At 70.1% G+C, this 16,760-nt stretch carries 18 protein-coding genes and 2 pseudogenes; 8 read left to right on the top strand and 12 right to left on the bottom strand.

Going from position 1 to position 16,760, the window contains the following annotated elements; translation table 11 throughout:
* The first annotated feature begins 304 nt into the window (after positions 1–304).
* Complete coding sequence (locus AB8735_RS00960; RefSeq protein ID WP_372404358.1) at positions 305–1,396, top strand: hypothetical protein; 1,092 nt, start codon at positions 305–307, stop codon at positions 1,394–1,396.
* A 54-nt stretch (positions 1,397–1,450) separates the two neighbouring features.
* On the opposite strand, the gene AB8735_RS00955 is transcribed toward AB8735_RS00960, so the two are convergent.
* Together AB8735_RS00955 and AB8735_RS00950 are read right to left on the bottom strand one after the other, a co-directional pair.
* A complete protein-coding gene (locus AB8735_RS00955; protein WP_372411746.1) occupies positions 1,451–2,083 on the bottom strand; it encodes an NAD(P)-dependent oxidoreductase in 633 nt (210 codons plus the stop codon).
* Positions 2,084–2,099: 16 nt separating this feature from the next.
* Complete coding sequence (locus AB8735_RS00950) at positions 2,100–2,705, bottom strand: DUF4291 domain-containing protein (protein ID WP_372404356.1); 606 nt, start codon at positions 2,703–2,705, stop codon at positions 2,100–2,102.
* A gap of 68 nt (positions 2,706–2,773) precedes the next feature.
* Between AB8735_RS00950 and AB8735_RS00945 the strand changes: the two genes are divergently transcribed.
* The 3 genes and pseudogenes from AB8735_RS00945 to AB8735_RS00935 form a co-directional block, all read left to right on the top strand.
* Positions 2,774–3,169 carry an NUDIX domain-containing protein gene (locus AB8735_RS00945; protein ID WP_372404355.1) on the top strand — a complete coding sequence of 132 codons (396 nt, stop codon included), beginning with the start codon at positions 2,774–2,776 and terminating at the stop codon, positions 3,167–3,169.
* Between the two features lie 209 nt (positions 3,170–3,378).
* Entirely contained in the window at positions 3,379–3,954 is a 576-nt protein-coding gene (locus AB8735_RS00940) for an HAD family acid phosphatase (RefSeq protein ID WP_372404353.1), read from the top strand.
* A 236-nt stretch (positions 3,955–4,190) separates the two neighbouring features.
* Positions 4,191–4,294 (top strand): annotated as a pseudogene (locus tag AB8735_RS00935) (IS5/IS1182 family transposase); the annotation flags it as partial.
* Here AB8735_RS00935 and AB8735_RS00930 read toward each other — a convergent pair.
* A complete protein-coding gene (locus tag AB8735_RS00930; RefSeq protein WP_372404351.1) occupies positions 4,288–5,094 on the bottom strand; it encodes an alpha/beta fold hydrolase in 807 nt (268 codons plus the stop codon). The pseudogene AB8735_RS00935 and the gene AB8735_RS00930 overlap by 7 nt on opposite strands.
* Positions 5,095–5,165: 71 nt before the next feature.
* Positions 5,166–5,528 carry a MerR family transcriptional regulator gene (locus AB8735_RS00925; RefSeq protein WP_335939779.1) on the bottom strand — a complete coding sequence of 121 codons (363 nt, stop codon included), beginning with the start codon at positions 5,526–5,528 and terminating at the stop codon, positions 5,166–5,168.
* A 75-nt stretch (positions 5,529–5,603) separates the two neighbouring features.
* Between AB8735_RS00925 and AB8735_RS00920 the strand changes: the two genes are divergently transcribed.
* On the top strand, positions 5,604–6,818 hold the full coding sequence (locus AB8735_RS00920; protein WP_372404350.1) for an MFS transporter: 1,215 nt from the start codon (positions 5,604–5,606) through the stop codon (positions 6,816–6,818).
* A gap of 401 nt (positions 6,819–7,219) precedes the next feature.
* On the opposite strand, the gene AB8735_RS00915 is transcribed toward AB8735_RS00920, so the two are convergent.
* Complete coding sequence (locus AB8735_RS00915) at positions 7,220–8,218, bottom strand: hypothetical protein (RefSeq protein WP_372404348.1); 999 nt, start codon at positions 8,216–8,218, stop codon at positions 7,220–7,222.
* Entirely contained in the window at positions 8,215–11,670 is a 3,456-nt protein-coding gene (locus AB8735_RS00910) for a DNA polymerase III subunit alpha (protein ID WP_372404346.1), read from the bottom strand. The genes AB8735_RS00915 and AB8735_RS00910 overlap by 4 nt, the downstream gene beginning before the upstream one ends.
* A 155-nt stretch (positions 11,671–11,825) precedes the next feature.
* Between AB8735_RS00910 and AB8735_RS00905 the strand changes: the two genes are divergently transcribed.
* Positions 11,826–12,596, top strand: a complete 771-nt coding sequence (locus AB8735_RS00905; RefSeq protein ID WP_372404344.1) for an SOS response-associated peptidase — start codon at positions 11,826–11,828, stop codon at positions 12,594–12,596.
* On the opposite strand, the gene AB8735_RS00900 is transcribed toward AB8735_RS00905, so the two are convergent.
* The 4 genes from AB8735_RS00900 to AB8735_RS00885 all read right to left on the bottom strand — a co-directional run bounded on the left by AB8735_RS00900 (position 12,508) and on the right by AB8735_RS00885 (position 14,624).
* Complete coding sequence (locus tag AB8735_RS00900) at positions 12,508–12,801, bottom strand: NUDIX domain-containing protein (protein WP_372404342.1); 294 nt, start codon at positions 12,799–12,801, stop codon at positions 12,508–12,510. The two genes, AB8735_RS00905 and AB8735_RS00900, sit on opposite strands and share 89 nt — an antisense overlap.
* A gap of 436 nt (positions 12,802–13,237) precedes the next feature.
* Positions 13,238–13,402 (bottom strand): hypothetical protein, encoded by a 165-nt coding sequence (locus AB8735_RS00895; protein WP_372404340.1) that lies wholly within the window; start codon positions 13,400–13,402, stop codon positions 13,238–13,240.
* A 355-nt stretch (positions 13,403–13,757) separates the two neighbouring features.
* Positions 13,758–14,249, bottom strand: coding sequence for a DUF1269 domain-containing protein (locus tag AB8735_RS00890; protein ID WP_372404338.1), 492 nt, complete (start codon positions 14,247–14,249; stop codon positions 13,758–13,760).
* Between the two features lie 138 nt (positions 14,250–14,387).
* Entirely contained in the window at positions 14,388–14,624 is a 237-nt protein-coding gene (locus AB8735_RS00885) for a transposase (RefSeq protein ID WP_372404336.1), read from the bottom strand.
* Between the two features lie 60 nt (positions 14,625–14,684).
* Here AB8735_RS00885 and AB8735_RS00880 point away from each other — a divergent pair, with 60 nt between their 5' ends.
* Complete coding sequence (locus AB8735_RS00880) at positions 14,685–15,014, top strand: DUF6086 family protein (RefSeq protein WP_372411745.1); 330 nt, start codon at positions 14,685–14,687, stop codon at positions 15,012–15,014.
* Between the two features lie 44 nt (positions 15,015–15,058).
* Here the strand turns inward: AB8735_RS00880 and AB8735_RS00875 are convergent, their stop codons facing one another.
* The gene (locus AB8735_RS00875; RefSeq protein WP_372404335.1) at positions 15,059–15,400 is read right to left on the bottom strand and encodes a hypothetical protein; all 342 of its coding nucleotides are present in this window, start codon (positions 15,398–15,400) and stop codon (positions 15,059–15,061) included.
* Positions 15,401–15,703: 303 nt separating this feature from the next.
* Here AB8735_RS00875 and AB8735_RS00870 point away from each other — a divergent pair, with 303 nt between their 5' ends.
* On the top strand, positions 15,704–16,474 hold the full coding sequence (locus AB8735_RS00870) for an HAD hydrolase family protein (RefSeq protein ID WP_372404333.1): 771 nt from the start codon (positions 15,704–15,706) through the stop codon (positions 16,472–16,474).
* A gap of 114 nt (positions 16,475–16,588) precedes the next feature.
* Here AB8735_RS00870 and AB8735_RS00865 read toward each other — a convergent pair.
* Positions 16,589–16,663: pseudogene (locus AB8735_RS00865) on the bottom strand (VOC family protein); the annotation flags it as partial.
* Positions 16,664–16,760: the final 97 nt, after the last annotated feature.

Genomic DNA, 16,760 nt, shown 5'->3' with positions numbered 1-16,760 from the left:
AACTCCCTTGCAGATCACGGTGCAGAGGATCGGCACTGCCCAACCCCTGCTGCAGGCAACTCCGGTGCCAATTTCTTGGTGGCAGTAGAAAAATCCTTCCGTCCCTGCGAGGGGCTGTTTTCCCTTCGCATTCAGCCGTTTTCCCGGATTCTCTGTGACGGCGGTCACAGTGATATGGCGTGCCTCAGGAATACGTTGTCGCTCCCGGCGAGGACCGGGGATTTCCCCGGAGGGGTGCCGTCCGGACTGTGGATGTTTGCCGGGTGAGCGTGACTTCCGGGATTTCAATTGCAAGGAGATTCCCATGATTTCGATGTCGCGCCGTTCCCGGGCTGCGGCCGCAGTCGCGACCTGTGGACTCGCCGGAGCGCTGCTCCTCCCCGGGGTCGCGACGGCGGCTCCCCAGGAGCCCCAAGGGAAGAAGTGCAACGGTCAGGAGTGTGAGTCGGTCGTCCTGCCGGACGGTCAGACGCTGTGGCTGCCCTACCCCAAGCTGCCGCGCGAGACGTCCACCACCGGCGTCCCGGGCGGTACGACGCCCGTGCCTTGGCGGACAGCACAGCGGATCTGGCCGGAGCGGTACGGCGGCAACATGAACATCCTCGATGTCTACACGATGATGCAGTCCAAGTTCCCGGACAAATTCAAGCGGAAGTGGCTCGACTTCGACGGGGTGTACGCCCACGGTGATGATGACCCCGACCACACGCACGGGGCGGATTTCAACGGCTTGGCCGATGTGTGCCGCCGCGGCGACACCAGTTGCGTCTTCGTGGGCAAGCTGACGAAGACGGCCCCCGTCCTCGCGGAGACCAACATGATCCAGGGGCCGACGGACATCAAGATCACCACGTCCAGCTCCCAGACGACCACCCACACCGAGTCCAGCGGATGGAGCGTGAGCGGGACGATCGAGGGAACCATCGGAGTGGACGGCGCGAGCATGAAGAGAGGCGGATCCTTCTCCTACAGCCGCAGCTCCAGCGACACGAACTCCTACACCCAGGGCGGGGAAGTCTCATACGACCGTAAGGTCCCGGGGGGCAAGTTCGGCTACGACCAGATGCGCGTCACGGGCGGTGAGTACACCGGATTCCTCGTGGTGGCCAACAACAACCTCGACGTCTTCCCCGTCAGTGGCATCGTCAAGGGCCCGGGTGCCTGGCCCGCGATCACGAGCAACGGCGTGTTCATCGACGACCCCAACGCCAACAGCGCCGCTGTGCAGAACGCCAAGAAGGTCCAGGATGAACTCGCCGAGGCCCGTTCCCAGCTCGCCAAGGCACAGGACAACGACCGCGGGAAACTGAGCGAGAAGGTGGACGATCTGCAAAAGAAGTTCGACAAGGCACTCAGCGGCCTGCCGCAGAAGGTCACCGAAGCCCAATTCCGTTGAACGTGACCGAGATCGTGGCCCTGGTGCGGACGAGCGCCGGGGCCACGGAGTTCCTCACCTCGTAGCGTGGAGGACCACATCTTCGCGCGATTGTTGAATCGGTCCCCTGCCCATGGGCGCAGGTCGTGGTTCAGTCCCTCCCGCCCGTCCCCGTGGCTTGCAGGACGTCCGGGTTCGCGTGGTGGGCGAGGGGTTCTCCGCGCAGATAGCGGCGGACCTCGGCGGCGGTGATGGCCGATGCCTCGTGGGCGACCTGTCTGCTTCCTCCGGCGATGTGTGGGGGAGGAGGGGGTCCGGGGGGAGGGATTCCCCGGGGAAAGACGTCGAGGCCGGCTTCGGCGAGTTGCCCCCGCTGTCCAGGGCGTCGTATACGGCCTCGTAGTCGAGGAGCGCGCCGCGGGCGCAGTTGACGAGGACGGAGCCGCGGGGGAGCGCGGCTGTCTGTTCGCGGCTGATCATGCCCGTGGTCTCGTCGGTGACGCGGGCGTGCAGGGAGAGGACGCGGGAGCGGGCGAGGAGTTCGTCGAAGGAGGCCTGCTGCCTCCGGAGAGGGCGAGCGGGCTGGGTGTCCGACGTCGGAAAGCGGACGACGCCGTCGCCGCCCCTGCTGCCGAGCCGCGGGGTCCGCGGCCTCGACGACGGCCTCCACGGACTGTTGTCACCGACGCGGCCCTGGGCGAACGTGATTTCGGCTACGGGTCCGTCATCCGTTGGCGGGCGGGTTCAGGTGGGAGAGGATCGCGGCGTCCACGGGATACGGGCGCTCGTCGGGCAGCAGGCGCCGTGCGGCGTTCAAGTCGCCCTCCCGGACGCGGTCGTGGACGGTGGCGGCGAGGGCGATGACGTCGGTCACCGAGACGATCCACTCATCGGCGTAGCGGTGCGCGGCCTCACCGGCGAGGCCGAGCTGGAGCGAGCGGTGGGGGAGAGGGCGCAGATGCAGATCGCGTTCGGGATCCCACTGCACCCGGGCCGGGGCGCGCTTCAACTGCCGCTTCCAGGAGGCCCGGTCGGGGTGCAGCCCGGGCTCGTAGTGGGACAGGCAGGCGTGCTCCAGCGCCCACGCGAAGCCCTCACGGGTGATCTCGACGGCGAGGACGGTCTCCTGCCCCTCCTTCATGCCCCATCCGCAGCGGTACATCATCCAGAGGAACGACGGCTTGATCCACGTCATCCGGTCACGCTTCCAGAGCGCCGGGAAACGCCCGTCCCGGGCGGCGGGCAGACCGATGGCCGACGGGTACGCCTGGTAGACGGTGACCGTAGAGTCGGTGTGAAGTGCGCGGATGTGATGCTCGAGCTGTGCCACCCGACCAGGGTGGACGTGTCGTACGCTGCGCGCCAGCGAATTACCCCCTACGTCCGGGAGGGACGGCAGTGCTGATCGACACGGTGGCCTGGGTGCTGATCGAGGAAGGGAGGATCCTGTGCGCGCGTCCGCGCGGCAAGGAGGTCTTCTTCATCCCCGGTGGCAAACGGGAGGGCGCGGAGAGCGATCTGGAGACCCTGGTGCGGGAGATCAGGGAGGAACTGGCGGTCGTCCTCGACCCGGCGTCGGCCGTGCACGTCGGCACGTACGAGTCCGGCGCCCCGGACCTCCCGGACGGGACGGTGGTCCGGATGGCCTGCTACACCGCCGCGTTCCGGGGAGTGCCGGTGCCGAGCGCCGAGATCGAGGAGATGGACTGGTTCTCGTACCAGGACCGCGAACGGGTCCCGCCCGTGGACCAGTTGCTGTTCGACGACCTCGTGGACGAGGGGCTGCTCACGTGAGGAAGACGACCCCGTCCGTGTCTTGATTGCCCGTCGGACCGTCGGCACACTGCTGCTGGAGCACCCACCCCCACCACCCACCCCACGGGACTCCCCAACGCACAGGGGCCGGGCTCTTCATCCGCATGACACCCTTCCGTCGCCTTCCCGCCCACTCACCGTGCTGATCTTGCTGGTCGGCACACCCCCCACCGGAAGGAAACAGACCGATGTCTCCCTCGAAATACCGCACCGCTCCTCTCGCCGCGCTGGCGGCGGTCGTGCTGGCGGCCGCGACACCGCTCACCGCCACCGCTGCCCAGGCCGCGCCGCCGAAGGGAGTGCCCGACTACCGGACGTGGCAGAGCGATGTGGACAAGGCCGTCGCTCCCGTGATCCCCTGGCTGAGCGACCGCGTCGGCCGCGGCGGCGGAAAGCCGGCCGTCGTGCTGGACATCGACAACACCGCGCTGGAGACCTACTACCACCCGGGGCAGCCCGACAAGCCGGTGCTCAAGGTGGCCCGTTGGGCGCACGAGCACGACGTGGCCGTACTGTTCGTCACCGCCCGCACCTCTTCCTCGTCCGCCCACAAGCAGCTGAAGGCCGCCGGCTACCCCGTGGACGGCATATGCACCCGCGACCACGGCGAGGGCAAGGGAGAGGGTAAGGAGCGCTGCCGGGAGGAACTCACCGAGGACGGCTGGACGATCACCGCCAACATCGGCAACCGCTCCACCGACTTCGAGGGCGGTTACTACGAGAAGGGCTTCAAACTGCCGGACTACGACGGACAGTTGTCCTGAGGGCCGCACGCTTCCTGGAGGCCCAGGTGGGACGCCTGCCCCCGCTTTGGCAGACGAGCTGCTCACGAGCTGTGGGTCTCGCGCTTGTCGATCTTGGTCGGCAAGGTGTTCAGGTGCGTGCTGATCCTGTGCCGGACGACCTGTGGGATCGGGTGGCTCCACTGCTGTCACCCGCTCCCGAACGATGTCACCGCCACCCCGGGCGACTTCGCGTTCCGGACAGAACGGGTCTCGCCATCACCCGGCTCCTGCCGTTGCTGGATGCCGTCCCGCCGATCCGGGGCCTGCGGGGACGCCCCGCCGCAAGCCCCGGCGCCTGTTCGCCGACCGCGGCTACGACCAGTAAGAGCGCGCGAGCCCGTCGAGCCAGTGCCCGACCAGACCCCGTACGGTCTCGGCGCACTCCACCTGCGGGTTGTGCCCGGCGGCATCGAGCACCGTCGCCGCCATCCGGGGGTAGTGGTCGAGCAGGGCCAGCTGGTCGCGCCAGCCCACCAGGGCGTCCTGCCGGGTGGTGACCAGCAGATGGCGCCCGCGGTGCACGGGGGCCTGGTGCTCCGGCCAGTGCGGCAGCAGAAAGTCGGTCTCCAGCTCGGCGGCGGCCGCCTCGTCGTGGGCCCGCCGGCCGGGCAGCACGTATCGCTCGAAGAGCTCCCACCTCGGCTTGTCCAGGCGGGCCATGACGCAGCCGAAGAGCTCGCGGTCGGCGGCCGGGAGGCGGTCGAGCAGTTCCTCGTCACGCTCCAGTACCGTTTCCCCGGGCAAGGACCGGTCGTCGCCCCAGCGCACCACCGGCACCAGCAGCGCCGAGCCGAGCACCTGCTCCCCGTACCGTGCCGTCACCGCCCGGGCCAGCTGACCGCCGAAGGACTGCCCGACCACCGCGAACGGCCGGTCGCCCAGCTCGGCGTCGATCCATTCGAAGACGGCTTCGGCCAGGGCGGTCGCCGAGGTCGGGCCCGGCAGCCGGGGGCTGGCTCCGTGGCCGGGGAGATCGAGGTAGAGGCGCCGCCAGCCGGGGCGGTCGGCGAAGGCGGGTTCGAGCGGGAGCAGGACGTGGTGGTCGACGGTGTAGCCGTGGATCAGGACGAGCGGCGTGCCGTCACCGAATGCGGTGTGCCGGATGGCGGAATCGGTCATGACCACAGCCTCCGACCTTGACGCTGATGTCAAGGTCAAGCGGGCAGTTCCGAATCGGCCCCGACCGGGGGTCAGGCGAGCTCTCTGACCACCGAGAGGTACTCCATGATGGCGTCCCGGTTACGGGTCAGGCACTGGATCCGGCGGGTCATCCGCTCCGTCTCGCACTCCAGGGTGTCGAGCATCTCCGGGGTGGCGTCCGCGAAGTGGATCGTCCGCGGGGTGTCCAGACAGGGCAGGATCTGCTTGATGATCCGGGTCGGCAGCCCCGCGTCCAGCAGCCCCCGGATCTGCAGCACCCGGTCCACCAGGTAGTCGTCGTAGTCCCGGTAGCCGTTCGCCTCGCGGCGAGGGGTGATCAGGCCCTGCTTCTCGTAATAGCGCAGCAGGCGCGGAGTGCTCTCCGTCAGCCGAGCCAGTTCGCCAATTCGCATGTGACCGCCCTCACGCCCTTGCTCAGCCGTCCCGGCTGGACCCTGACACCCGTGTCAACGATAGACGATCGGCCCATGCCGACGAACGAACTCCCTTCCCCCACCTGTCCGATGGCGCCGCCCGCGAGCCCGCCCCGACTGCCCTGGCCGGCGCTGCTGGCCCTGAGCACCGCCGGATTCGTCACCCTGATGACCGAGGCCCTGCCGGCCGGCGTCCTGCCCGCAATGAGCACGGACCTCGGCGTCAGCCAGTCAGGCGCCGGACAGTCCGTCACGCTCTACGCGGTCGGCTCCATCACGGCCGCCATCCCGCTGACCGCCGCCACGGCCGGCCGGCCGCGCAAGCGGTTGCTGCTCCTGGCTGTCGGCGGCTTCGCGGCGGCCAACGCGGTGACCGCCGTCTCCGGCAACTACCCGCTCACCATGGCCGCGCGCTTCGCGGCGGGCCTGGTCGCCGGGCTGCTCTGGGCTCTCCTGGCCGGCTACGCCCGCAGCATCGTGGCGCCGGAACAGCGCGGACGGGCCATGGCGGTAGCGATGAGCGGCTCGACCGTCGCCCTCTCGGTGGGAGTGCCGGCCGGCACCCTGCTCGCCGGTGCTGCCGGGTGGCGGGTCGCCTTCGGGCTGATGAGCGTGATCGCGCTGGCCCTGGTCGGCTGGATCGCCGCCACCGTCCCGGCCGTTCCCGGCCGCGACGACCACGACCGGCTGCCCCTGCGGAAGGTGCTGCGCATCCCCGGCGTGGCAGCCGTCCTGGGCGTCACCGCCGCCTTCGTCCTTGCCCACAACCTGCTGTACACCTACGTCGCCGCACTACTCGAACCGCTGAACCTCGAAGGGCGAACCGACACCGTGCTGCTGGTTCTCGGACTGTCCTCGCTGGTCAGCATCCTCGGCACCGGGGCGCTGATCGACCGGCACCTGCGCACCCTGACCCTCGCCGCCTGCGGGCTCCTCGCATGCGCCACCACCCTCGTCGCCGCAGCCCTGCTCACCTCGGCGTCCTGGCTCATCTACGGCGCCGCCACGCTCTGGGGCATCGGCTTCGGCGGCGCCGCCACCCTGCTGCAGACCGCCGTCGCCGACGCCGCGGGCACGGCCGCCGATCTCGCCCAGTCCCTACTGGTCACCTGCTGGAACCTCGGCATCGCCGCCGCCGCATTCGCCGGCGGCCTCCTCCTCGACCGCACCGGCCCGCACTCGCTGCCCTGGTCGGCCCTGGCGCTGCTGGCCCTCGCCCTGACAGTCACGGCCACTGCCCGTCACCACGGCTTCCCGACCCGTCGATGACCTCGTTCGTGTGACGACCGCGGGGCGGGCAGGCTGCCGGCGCGACGAGTGCTGCAGCATCATCCGCCTCCGGCAACACCGGACGGCGTTTTGAAACGATCAGTAAGTCGCCCATGTTCGCCAAGTCGGCGATGAACGTCCGTTCCATGTCACGGTGTTGACGTTGAACGTCTTCGCCTGGCTCTCGCCGTGTGGTTGTGTTGGCCGGGGCACGGGTGAGGACGGGCACGAGGGGGCTCCCGGAGCGTACGAGGGCGATGAAGTCCGTTGTGAGGGGCAGCCGGAGTGCGGCATGAAGGCACCGTGGACCGGCTGATCGCCGGATTCCTGGCGCTTCCTTGCTTACCCAGCCGACCCTGTGGATCTCTCCCGGCAATGCGGACGTGGTGTCGGCGCTTCTCCTACAGAGGCTGCGCGAGGCTGGCCGGTTTGACGGCTGTTGGCCCGAAGCGTCGGCGGGCGGCGTCGGCCGCTGCTTCGATGCGGCGGGCTTTGTCGTCGCCGGGGTCGAGGGTCAGCTGGTGGGCGGCCTGGTCGGCGGGGGAGAGGTGTTCCGCGCGGAGAGCGAGGGTGCGGACGCGGGCTCGCTGGAGGCCGAGGCCCGTGTAGAGGATGTACGCGGCAGTGGTGAGGGCGGAGCCGTGGTGGGTGGCCTCGGTGAAGGAGCGGGTGCGGGTGGTTGTGGTGCGGTCGGCGTAGTGGACGGTGAGGGTGAGGGCGCCGGTGACGTGGGCGTCGGTGCGGAGCCGGTGGCCGAGGTGTTCGGTCAGGGCCAGGAGGGCGCGTCGGTGCCCGGCGGGGTCGAGCTCGTCGTGGGGGAAGCGGTGCTCGGCGCTGAGTGAGTGGGCCGTGGTGTGGGCGATGACGGGTCGGGGGTCGTGGCCGAGCGCGCGGTGGTGGAGGGCGCGCCCGGTGGTGGTGCCGAGGAGGCGCTGGAGGGTCAAGGCCGGAGTGTCGGCGAGGTGGCCGACGGTGTGGATGCCGTGACGGGTCAGCGTTTTGGCGGTGGCGGGGCCGATGCCGTGGAGGGCTGCGGCGGGGCGCGGGCGCAGGAAGGCACGGACGGCGTCGGGACCGGGGCCGATGACGGCGATGCCGCCGGGCTCGGCCGCGTCGGCGGCCATGGCGGCGATCATGCGGTTGGGGCCGGCGCCCAGGGTGGCCTGGATGCCGTGGTGGGCGAGGAGGCGGGCCTTGGCCAGCACCGCGAGGCCGTGGGTGTCATGGGCCCAGTAGCGGGCGGCGCCGGTGATGTCGAGGTGGGCGTCGGCCGGCGGCAGGGGCTGGACGTGCGGCGTGATGCCGCGCAGGAGGTCCAGGATCTGCTCGTACAGGGCGGAGCCGGCGTCGGCGGGCAGGTGGGCGCGGACGTGGAGGATGGTGCGCGGGGCTGTGGTCATCCGGCGGATCCGGGGCTGGAGTAGCCGAGCGCGCGCAGGTTCGCGGAGCGCTCGCCGGCGGGCTGGAGGTCGGCCCACGGATGCAGCGTCCCTGCGCCGCCGGTGCCGGTGGGGAGCGTGCGCTGCGGGCCCGGCCGGGCGGGGGCGGGCTGCGGGCGGGCGGCGCCGAGGAGTTCGAGGGCGGCGGCGGGGCCGTGGTCACGGCGTGCGGCGGCGACGGCTTCAAGATCCCAGGCCATGGTGCCGACGACGGTGTTGCGCGGCCCGCGCCGGGTGACGGTGCCGCGCACGAGCAGGAGTCCGCAGTGGAAGACGGTATGGGCGCACTGCTCGTGCACGGTGTCGAAAAAGGCGATGTCGGTCAGCCCGCTGCCGTCTTCGAGGGTGGTGAAGATGATCCTTTTGCCGCTGGCGATGGGCGGGGTCTGGGTGGCGGCCTTCACCCCGGCGACCAGGACGGGCTGGCCGGGGTGCAGGTTCGGCAGGTGGGCGGCATCGGTGGCGCCGAGTTCACGCAGGAGCCGGTGGTGGTGGTCCATGAGGTGGTGGGTGACGTCGATGCCGAGGGTGCCGATCTCGGCATTCATGACCTCGCGGCCGGTCATCTCCGGGAGGCCGCTGGGCCCGGCGGTCAGCGGCTGGTCGTCGAGGAGGAGCTGACCGTCGTCGTGCCGGGCCCGGTCGCGGGCCTGGTGGTGGAGTTCGCCGATCTGCAGCAGCAGGTCCCGGCGGGTCAGCCTGCCGCAGACCGGTTCGAGGGCGCCGATCTCGGCGAGGTGCTCGGCGGTCGGCCGACAGGGGCGCGCCCGGTGCCACAGGTCCTGGACGGAGACGTACGGCTGCCCGGCGGCGAGGCGTTCGGCCTCGTCGGCGTGGATGCCCTTGACCGCCGAGAACGCCAGACGCACACCCCATGTCCCGTCGGAGACCTGCTCGATGACGTGCCGGCGGCGGGAGCGGTTGATGTCGACGCCCAGGACGGGCACACCGTGGCGGCGGGCGTCGGCGACGATGACGCGCTTGGGCCACATACCCGGGTCGTGTTCGAGAAGGCCGGCGTACAGAGCAGCCGGGTGGTGCGCTTTGAGCCAGGCCGACTGCAGAGCCGGGACGGCGAAAGCAACGGCATGCGCCCTGCAAAAGCCGAACGAGCCGAAGGCCTCGACGATGCCCCAGACTTCGTCGAGGACGCCGGTGCTGTAGCCGCGGGCTCCGGCCTCGCGGTAGAACCAGGCCCGCAGCCGCGGCAGACGCTCGTTGTCGCCGAGGGCGCGGCGGGCGACCTCGGCGAGGGCACGGTCGCAGCCGGTCATGGTGGCAAGGATGTTGATGATCTGCTCGTGCCAGATGGTGACGCCGTAGGTGTCCCGCAGGGTCTCTTCGAGGTCGGGGTGGGGGTAGCGGGGGGCCCGGCCGTGGCGGGCGGCGATGTACTGCTCGGGCATGCCGCCGGCGACCGGACCGGGCCTGAAGAGCGAGATGTCGGCGATGACGTCCTGGACGTCGCGGGGCTGAAGGCGGCCCAAGAGGTCCATCTGGCCGGGGGATTCGAGCTGGAAGCAGCCGACGGTGTCGCTGTTCTGGATCATCTTGAAGGCGAAGAAGTCGTCGAGCGGCACCTCGTCCAGGTCGATGGTTTCGCCGGTGGCGCGCTGGATCTCGTGCACGGCGTGGGCCATCGTGCTCTGCATCCTCACCCCGAGGATGTCCAGTTTCAAAAGGCCGAGGTCTTCCACGTCCTGCTTGTCGGCCTGGACCATGGGGTAGTGGCCGCCGGGGGTGGGCTGGACGGGCAGGCGGTCCAGCAGGCTGGTGTTGCTGAGGATCACGCCGCACGGGTGCATCGCCAGGCCGCGAGGCAGCGCATCCAGCCCCTCGGCGAGCTCCCACAAGGGCCCGAAGCGGTCCTTCTCGGCGGCGAGCGCGCGCAGTTCGGGGAGCTCGGCGAGCGCGGCGGTGATGTCGCAGGCCCGGATGTGCGGGAAGCTTTTGGCGATCTTGTCGATGGTGTGCGGGTCGATCCCGAGGGCCAGACCGGTATCCCGGAGGGCGTGGCGGGCGCGGTAGGTCTCCGGCATGCCTGTCACCGCCACCCGCTCATGCCCGAAGCGGGCGAAGACCCGGTCGTAGACCTCCAGACGACGGGCGGACTCCACGTCGATGTCGATGTCGGGCAGGCTCCGGCGCCGCTCGGACAGGAACCGCTCGAACAGCAGGCGATGATCGAGCGGGTTGGCCGTGGCGACGCCGAGGGCGTGGTTGACCATGCTGCCGGCGCCCGATCCGCGGGCGGCCACCCGGATGCCCATCTCGCGGATGTCCGCGACGACTTGGGCGACGGTCAGGAAATAGGAGTCGAAGCCCAGCCGGCCGATGACGGCGAGCTCCTCCTCCAGGCGCGCGAGGGCGTCGGCGTCGCGGTCCAGACCGCGGCGGATCATGCCGGCCTCGCAGCGCTCGCGCAGCAGCCGCCCGGCCCCGCCCGGGCTCGGATCGGCGCCGACGGTTTCGGGTTCCGGGAAGTGGGCGATGCCCATCCCCAGGTCGGCCACCGGGTGGAAAGTGCACTGCTCGGCAGTCCGTACGGTCTCCGCGACCAGGCGCAGCGCCCGGTCCTTCCCGGCGCCGGCGGCCTCGGCGATGCGCTCGGCGGCCGCGGCCAGGGCGGCCGGGTCCTTGAGCCAGCGCTCACCGGTGTCGAGTCGGCGCCGGGAAATCGGTCGGAGCAGCCGGGCGGAGTCGAGGACGTCGGCCAAGCGGTGCTGGGAGGGGTCGGCGTAGCGCGCCGCCGTGGTGATGACCGCGGGGATGCCGAGCCGGTCGGCCAGCGACAGGGTGCGGGCGGCGAGCCGCAGCGAGCCGGGACCGGTCCCCGCGAGCCCGTGCCACAGGACCTCCAGCCGCAGGGAGGGCCCGGCCAGCTCGCGCCACGGAGCCAGGAACTGCTCGGCAAGGTCCGTGCGGCCGGCCGACAATGCGCGGACCGGCTCGGAGACCGGCCCGAGCAGGATGATCAGGCCTTCCCCCGCGTACTGCCGCAGGACCGGCCATGAGATCACCGGCGCGGCACTCGCGGCCGACGCCTGCCCCGCCGATACCAGCCGGCACAGCGCGGTCCACCCCGGGCGCGACTGCGCGAGCAGCGTGACGCGCAGCGCTGGCTCGACGACGTGCGCGCCGCCGCGGACCGGCGTTCGGTGCGTCGTCCGCTCGGGTACGGGGGCGTGAGGAGCGACGGCGACGTCGACGCCGAGGATCGGCCGCACGCCCTCGTCCGCGCAGGCCTTCACGAAGCGGACTGCCCCGGCAACGGTGTCGCGGTCGGTCAGGGCGAGGGACTCCATGCCCCGTTCTGCGGCGCGTTTCACCAGGTCACGCGGGTGGGAGGCGCCGTAGCGGGCGGAGTATCCGGAGGCCACATGCAGATGCACAGCAGCTGGCACCGCACCCATCGTCCGCTCCTTACCCCACCCCCTGACCGAAACCCATCGCCATCCATGGCTTGATATCCACCCTAACCCACTGTTCGCTCAAACGTTCGAACGCGGGATTCGGCATCCCGCACGTCGCCCAGTCGCGGGACGGGCAGCGTGCCAGGGTGGAAAACATGTGCGGCCGATATGTCTCCACCCGCAGTTCGCAGAACCTGGTCGACCTGTTCCAGGTCACCCACTGGAATCCGGACGAGCTCCTGGCCCCGAGCTGGAACATCGCCCCGACCGACAAGGTGTGGGCAGTGCTGGAACGTCCCGACCGTGAGAGCGGGGCGCTGGAACGGCAGCTGCGGGCACTGCGCTGGGGCCTGGTGCCCTCCTGGGCGAAGAGCCCGAACGCCGGCGCGAAGATGATCAACGCCCGGATGGAGACGGTGCACGAGAAGCCGGCCTACCGCCGCGCCTTCGCCGAACGCCGCTGCTTGTTGCCGGCGGACGGTTTCTATGAATGGCAGGCCATTCCGGCCACCGAGACCATGAAGGCCCGCAAGCAGCCGTACTTCATCAGCCCCGAGGACAGCCAAGTGATGGCCCTGGCAGGGCTGTACGAGTTCTGGCGCGACCGCGCCGTGGCCGAGGACAGCGACCCGGCGGCATGGTGGACCACCTGCACCATCATCACCACCGAGGCCACCGACACCGCCGGCCGGATCCACCCGCGCATGCCACTGACCGTCGCCCCCGCCGACTATGAAGCCTGGCTCGACCCCGCACACCAGGACCCCGACGAGCTCCGTGCACTCCTGACCGCCCCCGCCCACGGCCACCTCGATGCACGTGCAGTGTCCACCGCAGTCAACAACGTCCGGAACAACGGCCCGCAACTCCTGGACGATGTCGCTGGGACGGACGCCGCCGGGCCCGTTCCCGGGCCTTTCGGATGAGGCACGACAGGCCTCCGGGAATGTGTGGAGGCGATGGTGGCCACTGTGCAACTTCCGGTGGAGATCTGAGGTGCGCAGGTTCGTGGCCACGGCTGCTGAGCTCCGGCTCGCTAGCCCGCGCGGTGTCGAGAGCGAGTTCTTCGAGGAGTTCGCGGCGGAGTGCGACATCCAAGTCCTCGCCGGGCTCGACGTTGCCGCAGAACACGAGGGATCCGGCGCGGATTTTGATGCGGGAGAAGGACGCTGGGGTGGTCGTGGCGGCAGTATCGTGGCGGGGCAGCCGGCGCCGGGCGGAAACCGGGAGAGGTTCCCGCCCTCGGGCGCCGGCCGCCCCACAAGGAGTGATCAGGCTGCGGTGGTCAGGCCCGGCTGCCCGGTCGGGACGGTGGTGGCCGCGAAACGGCAAAGCCCGGGCAACGGCTCCCCGTGGCTGGGCACTTGGGGTTCCGGTGGGCGGTTCGGGCTGCTGCGCATCGTGCGGCACGGTTCGGCGTCGGCTCGGCGGCGTCGTCCGGGACGACGGCTACGGTGCGGACGAGCCCGGTCTCCCCAGTGCGCTCCGGGGCAGGGTATGAACGCCAGGAACACGAGCGCCAGTTGGTCAACGCCGACCGCGACGATGGCGACGAGGTCCGGGGCAGTCATGAGCGGTCCGATTCGAGCATGTGGCGGGCGATGGCCAGGGGACCGTGCATCCAGCCGGCAATTTGCTCGTCCGTGAGCTCGGGTGCCTTCAGCCGTATGTTGTCAGGAACGTCGGCTTCCACCTTCAGGAGCTCGACGAGCGGCGGGACGAGGCTGAGCATGGTGGCCGCCAGTACTTCCGCGGTGGCGGAGTTGGCCAGAGTTTTGGCCTTCTTGGCCGCGGCGCGCAGTACGGCGGTCGGCGTATCGGATGAACGGCCCTCGGCGTCGCGCGTGGCGGCGCGGTCCAGGACGTAGCCGGTGCGGCGGAGGCGACCGGTGGATGTGAGGGACTCCTGTAGAGGTAGCGCGCAAGGACGTTGTCCAACGGCTCACCCGGCTCGTGGCACACTGCCTCGGCGCGCGAAGCGCCGGGTATGTGGGCGACGATGCGGAGTGGATTCGAACGGCTTGTGCGTCGAGGCACAGGCCGAAGGGGGCCGTGAGGTGATCTTGATGCTTTGAGGGCGTCCCCCGTCACCCCGTGATGGCCGCCTCGACGGCTTCTCGCACCTGGTCCGCCGGGTACCGTTCCAGATCCGTGCCGAACGGTTCCAGTGCCGTGTCCAGGATGTCCGGGCGGGTCTCGCCGACCTCGGCGACGAGCACCGTGCTCCCCGGGGGGACCTCCTCCGCCAGCATCTCGACGGCAGCGTTGGAGGCTGTCGCCTCGCGCGCGTCGCGCGTGCCCCCGATGAGCCCGCCGGCGCCGAAGCCGATCATGATGCCGAGCGGGCCGCCCAGGATGCCGACGAGCCCGCCGACCAGGCCGCCGACGGCGAAGCCGCGGGCCGTGCCGGTGTTGTCCTCGGCGGCGGGGAAGTCGAGGTTGCCGTCCGCGTCCCGGGTGATCACTGTGGCCTCGCGCAGCTTGATGTCGCCGTCGGCATGCGCCTGACGGAGCACATCGATGGCGCCTTGGCCCTCGTGGGGGCCGTCGAGCTTCATGAAGAGAACGCGCTCGTCCATCGTGGCCGCTCCGGTGTGTCGGTGGTGGTGGTTTCCACTGTTGCCCCTGCCGGGCCGGGCTGCACGTTCACGAGCTCCCGTCGGCTGGACATTGGCCGTGGCCATGTTCTTGGCCACCGAGGAAGCCGGGCTGAACCGCTATGCGGTCGAGCGGGTGGCCATGGGCACCGTGCGGCATCCGGAACCTGGGGCTTCTGTTTGCCGGGAAGCGCCGTAGACCGGTGGTAGCTGCCGCCAGGTGCGGCCTGACGCGGCGACGAAGATGATCGCTGCCAGGACCGTGCGGTCGTCGTACCGCCGCCGACCGGAGCCCTGGGCGCGCACGGGCGGCTCCGGCGCCACATCCGGGAAGATCTCCCACGGCCCGTCTGGCACCAGCTGTCAACTGTGCCCGCCCGATCTTCTACCCTGTGCCGGGGCAACTGAGCAGGGGGGATCGGCCGGGGCACGTACGGGGGCGACCCGGGCACACTTGAGGTCGATCCGGCCGTGTACGCGGAGTTCGTACGCGGTCTGGTCGACTGGCACTGCCGGACGGGGCACTCCGTGATCCTCGCGCTCTCCGAGGGGTTCGTGGCTACGGCGGTCGCGCTCGCGCGGCGCGCGGGAATCGAGGTGGAGATGCCCGAACCGGGGTCCGGCCATGTGCGTGGTGGCGTCCGGCGCGACGTGCAGGTTCCCGGTAGTCCCCTCACCGCGTCAGCCGCCGTCGTCGCTGCGCTGGACGCGCGGGCGCGGGAGATGGACCGCTGGATGGCCCGCTGAGCCGGTGCGCCCAAGGCCGCCCTACCTGACGAAGCCACATCAGGTCACAGCAGCGCCCTCGCCAGAAGGAACGTGACGACCCCCATGGTTGCTGCGCCTATGCGCATCAAACGACGCTGTGCCCGGATGTCCTCCAGCAGAACTGCCCGCCGAGGATGGTCCGGGTGGTGCAGAACGGTCGTGATGTCCCCCGGTTCGAAGACCGGATGAAAACTGTAGGTGGTCTGCACTTCTTCCGGGTCGCCGTCGTACGGGAAGTAGACGAAGACGCTCGAGACCATTCCCTCGTTCCACTTGTTGAAGTCGCAGATCGCCTCGACAGGGACGCCTGCCCGTTCCAACTTCCAGATCCGGGCGAGTTGCGTGACGAACGCGCACAGGAACACCAGCGTGATGAGGAACCCGAAGATCAGCAGTCAGTCCTGACCGATATGCGCATCATGAACACACCTTCCAACACAAGGAGTTGCGTCGACGGCTGCATCTGCTCAGGGAACAAATATCACTCATGTTCTGTCCGGACTCCAGCGTTTCGTGGAGAGCACCCTGCTCAAAGGGGGAACAGGCGGGTACATCGACGGCCAGGGGGGAGCGGCCTTCCTCCTGACCCGGCGCATGCGCCGGATACCGGAGGCCGACCGGCATGCCCGGCCGGAGCGACGGCCGCGTCGGCTCGCTATCATCTCGCCGTGATCATTTCCAGCGCGCACACCACGGTCTTCGACATCGACGGCACGCTCTGCTTCGACGGGCGGACGATCGACAGCAAGATCCTCGCCGCCATCGAGGACTGCGAACGCGCTGGCCACCAACTGGTCTTCGCCTCCGCCCGGCCGGTCCGCGACCTCCTGCCCGTCCTTGACGGGGCCTTCCCCACCGCCACGCTGATCGGCGGGAACGGCAGTCTCGTCTCGGTCGGCGGCCGGATCCGGGCACGTGCCGCGTTCGGCACCGGTGAACTCGACCGGCTGTTGACGGAGGCCGAGCGGTTCCGGGCGGGGTACCTCGCCGACGGCCCCTGGGACTACGCCTACACAGGGCCGGCCGACCACCCGATCCGCAGCCGCGTCGACCAGGGCCGCCTCGCCTGTCGGGTCGAACTCGCCGATCTCCCCGCCGTCGTGAAGTTCCTCGTGGTCGACGCGACCGACATGGCGGCCCTCGCCGAGGCCGGCCGCGCGCTGGGGATGACCGTCAACCACCACCTCGACGAGGCGATCATCGATTTCGCCCCGGGTACCACGAACAAGTGGGAGGCCCTGATCTCGTTGGGAATTGACCAGTACAACGCCTTTGGCAACGACATCAACGACCTCGACATGCTGCGCAACGCACGACACGGGGTCCGTGTCGGTGCCCACCCGGGCCTGGACGGCGTCGCCCATGTCACCGTCGCCCCCGACCCGGATGTCGTAGCCGCCGAGATCTCCGTCCTGGCCGCGGCGACGCCCGTGGGCTGAGGGCTGTGCTGTCGGACAACCGCGAATCCGGATGAGGGCGGCCGCAGCCGTCCCGGAGGATGCTCAGTCGAGGCAGAACTCGTTGCCCTCGATGTCCTGCATGACGATGCACGACTCGTTCCAGAAACGAGCGACGCGCTCGGGCTCCGCGCAGTCGAAGGCGACCTGGAACTGCTTGACCGATGGCATCGGCCCACCGTAGCAGGGGGCTCTGCTGCCCATTTCCCGGTGGGAATCTGCATGTTGGCGGAAGGAAAGGCCTTGCGGGGCTCCCTGCCGGGCAAAA

This window comes from Streptomyces luteireticuli (assembly GCF_041519305.1).
Lineage (GTDB): Bacteria > Actinomycetota > Actinomycetes > Streptomycetales > Streptomycetaceae > Streptomyces > Streptomyces luteireticuli.
Note: the sequence above shows the minus strand (reverse complement) of the source record. Positions and strands in the feature narration are given on the sequence as shown.

Coding starts and splice junctions, on each gene's coding strand:
- AB8735_RS00960 (WP_372404358.1), top strand. CDS start 305: ATGATTTCGATGTCGCGCCGTTCCCGGGCTGCGGCCGCAGTCGCGACC.
- AB8735_RS00940 (WP_372404353.1), top strand. CDS start 3,379: ATGTCTCCCTCGAAATACCGCACCGCTCCTCTCGCCGCGCTGGCGGCG.
- AB8735_RS00930 (WP_372404351.1), bottom strand. CDS start 5,094: ATGACCGATTCCGCCATCCGGCACACCGCATTCGGTGACGGCACGCCG.
- AB8735_RS00925 (WP_335939779.1), bottom strand. CDS start 5,528: ATGCGAATTGGCGAACTGGCTCGGCTGACGGAGAGCACTCCGCGCCTG.
- AB8735_RS00920 (WP_372404350.1), top strand. CDS start 5,604: ATGCCGACGAACGAACTCCCTTCCCCCACCTGTCCGATGGCGCCGCCC.
- AB8735_RS00915 (WP_372404348.1), bottom strand. CDS start 8,218: ATGACCACAGCCCCGCGCACCATCCTCCACGTCCGCGCCCACCTGCCC.
- AB8735_RS00910 (WP_372404346.1), bottom strand. CDS start 11,670: ATGGGTGCGGTGCCAGCTGCTGTGCATCTGCATGTGGCCTCCGGATAC.
- AB8735_RS00905 (WP_372404344.1), top strand. CDS start 11,826: ATGTGCGGCCGATATGTCTCCACCCGCAGTTCGCAGAACCTGGTCGAC.
- AB8735_RS00895 (WP_372404340.1), bottom strand. CDS start 13,402: ATGCTCAGCCTCGTCCCGCCGCTCGTCGAGCTCCTGAAGGTGGAAGCC.
- AB8735_RS00890 (WP_372404338.1), bottom strand. CDS start 14,249: ATGGACGAGCGCGTTCTCTTCATGAAGCTCGACGGCCCCCACGAGGGC.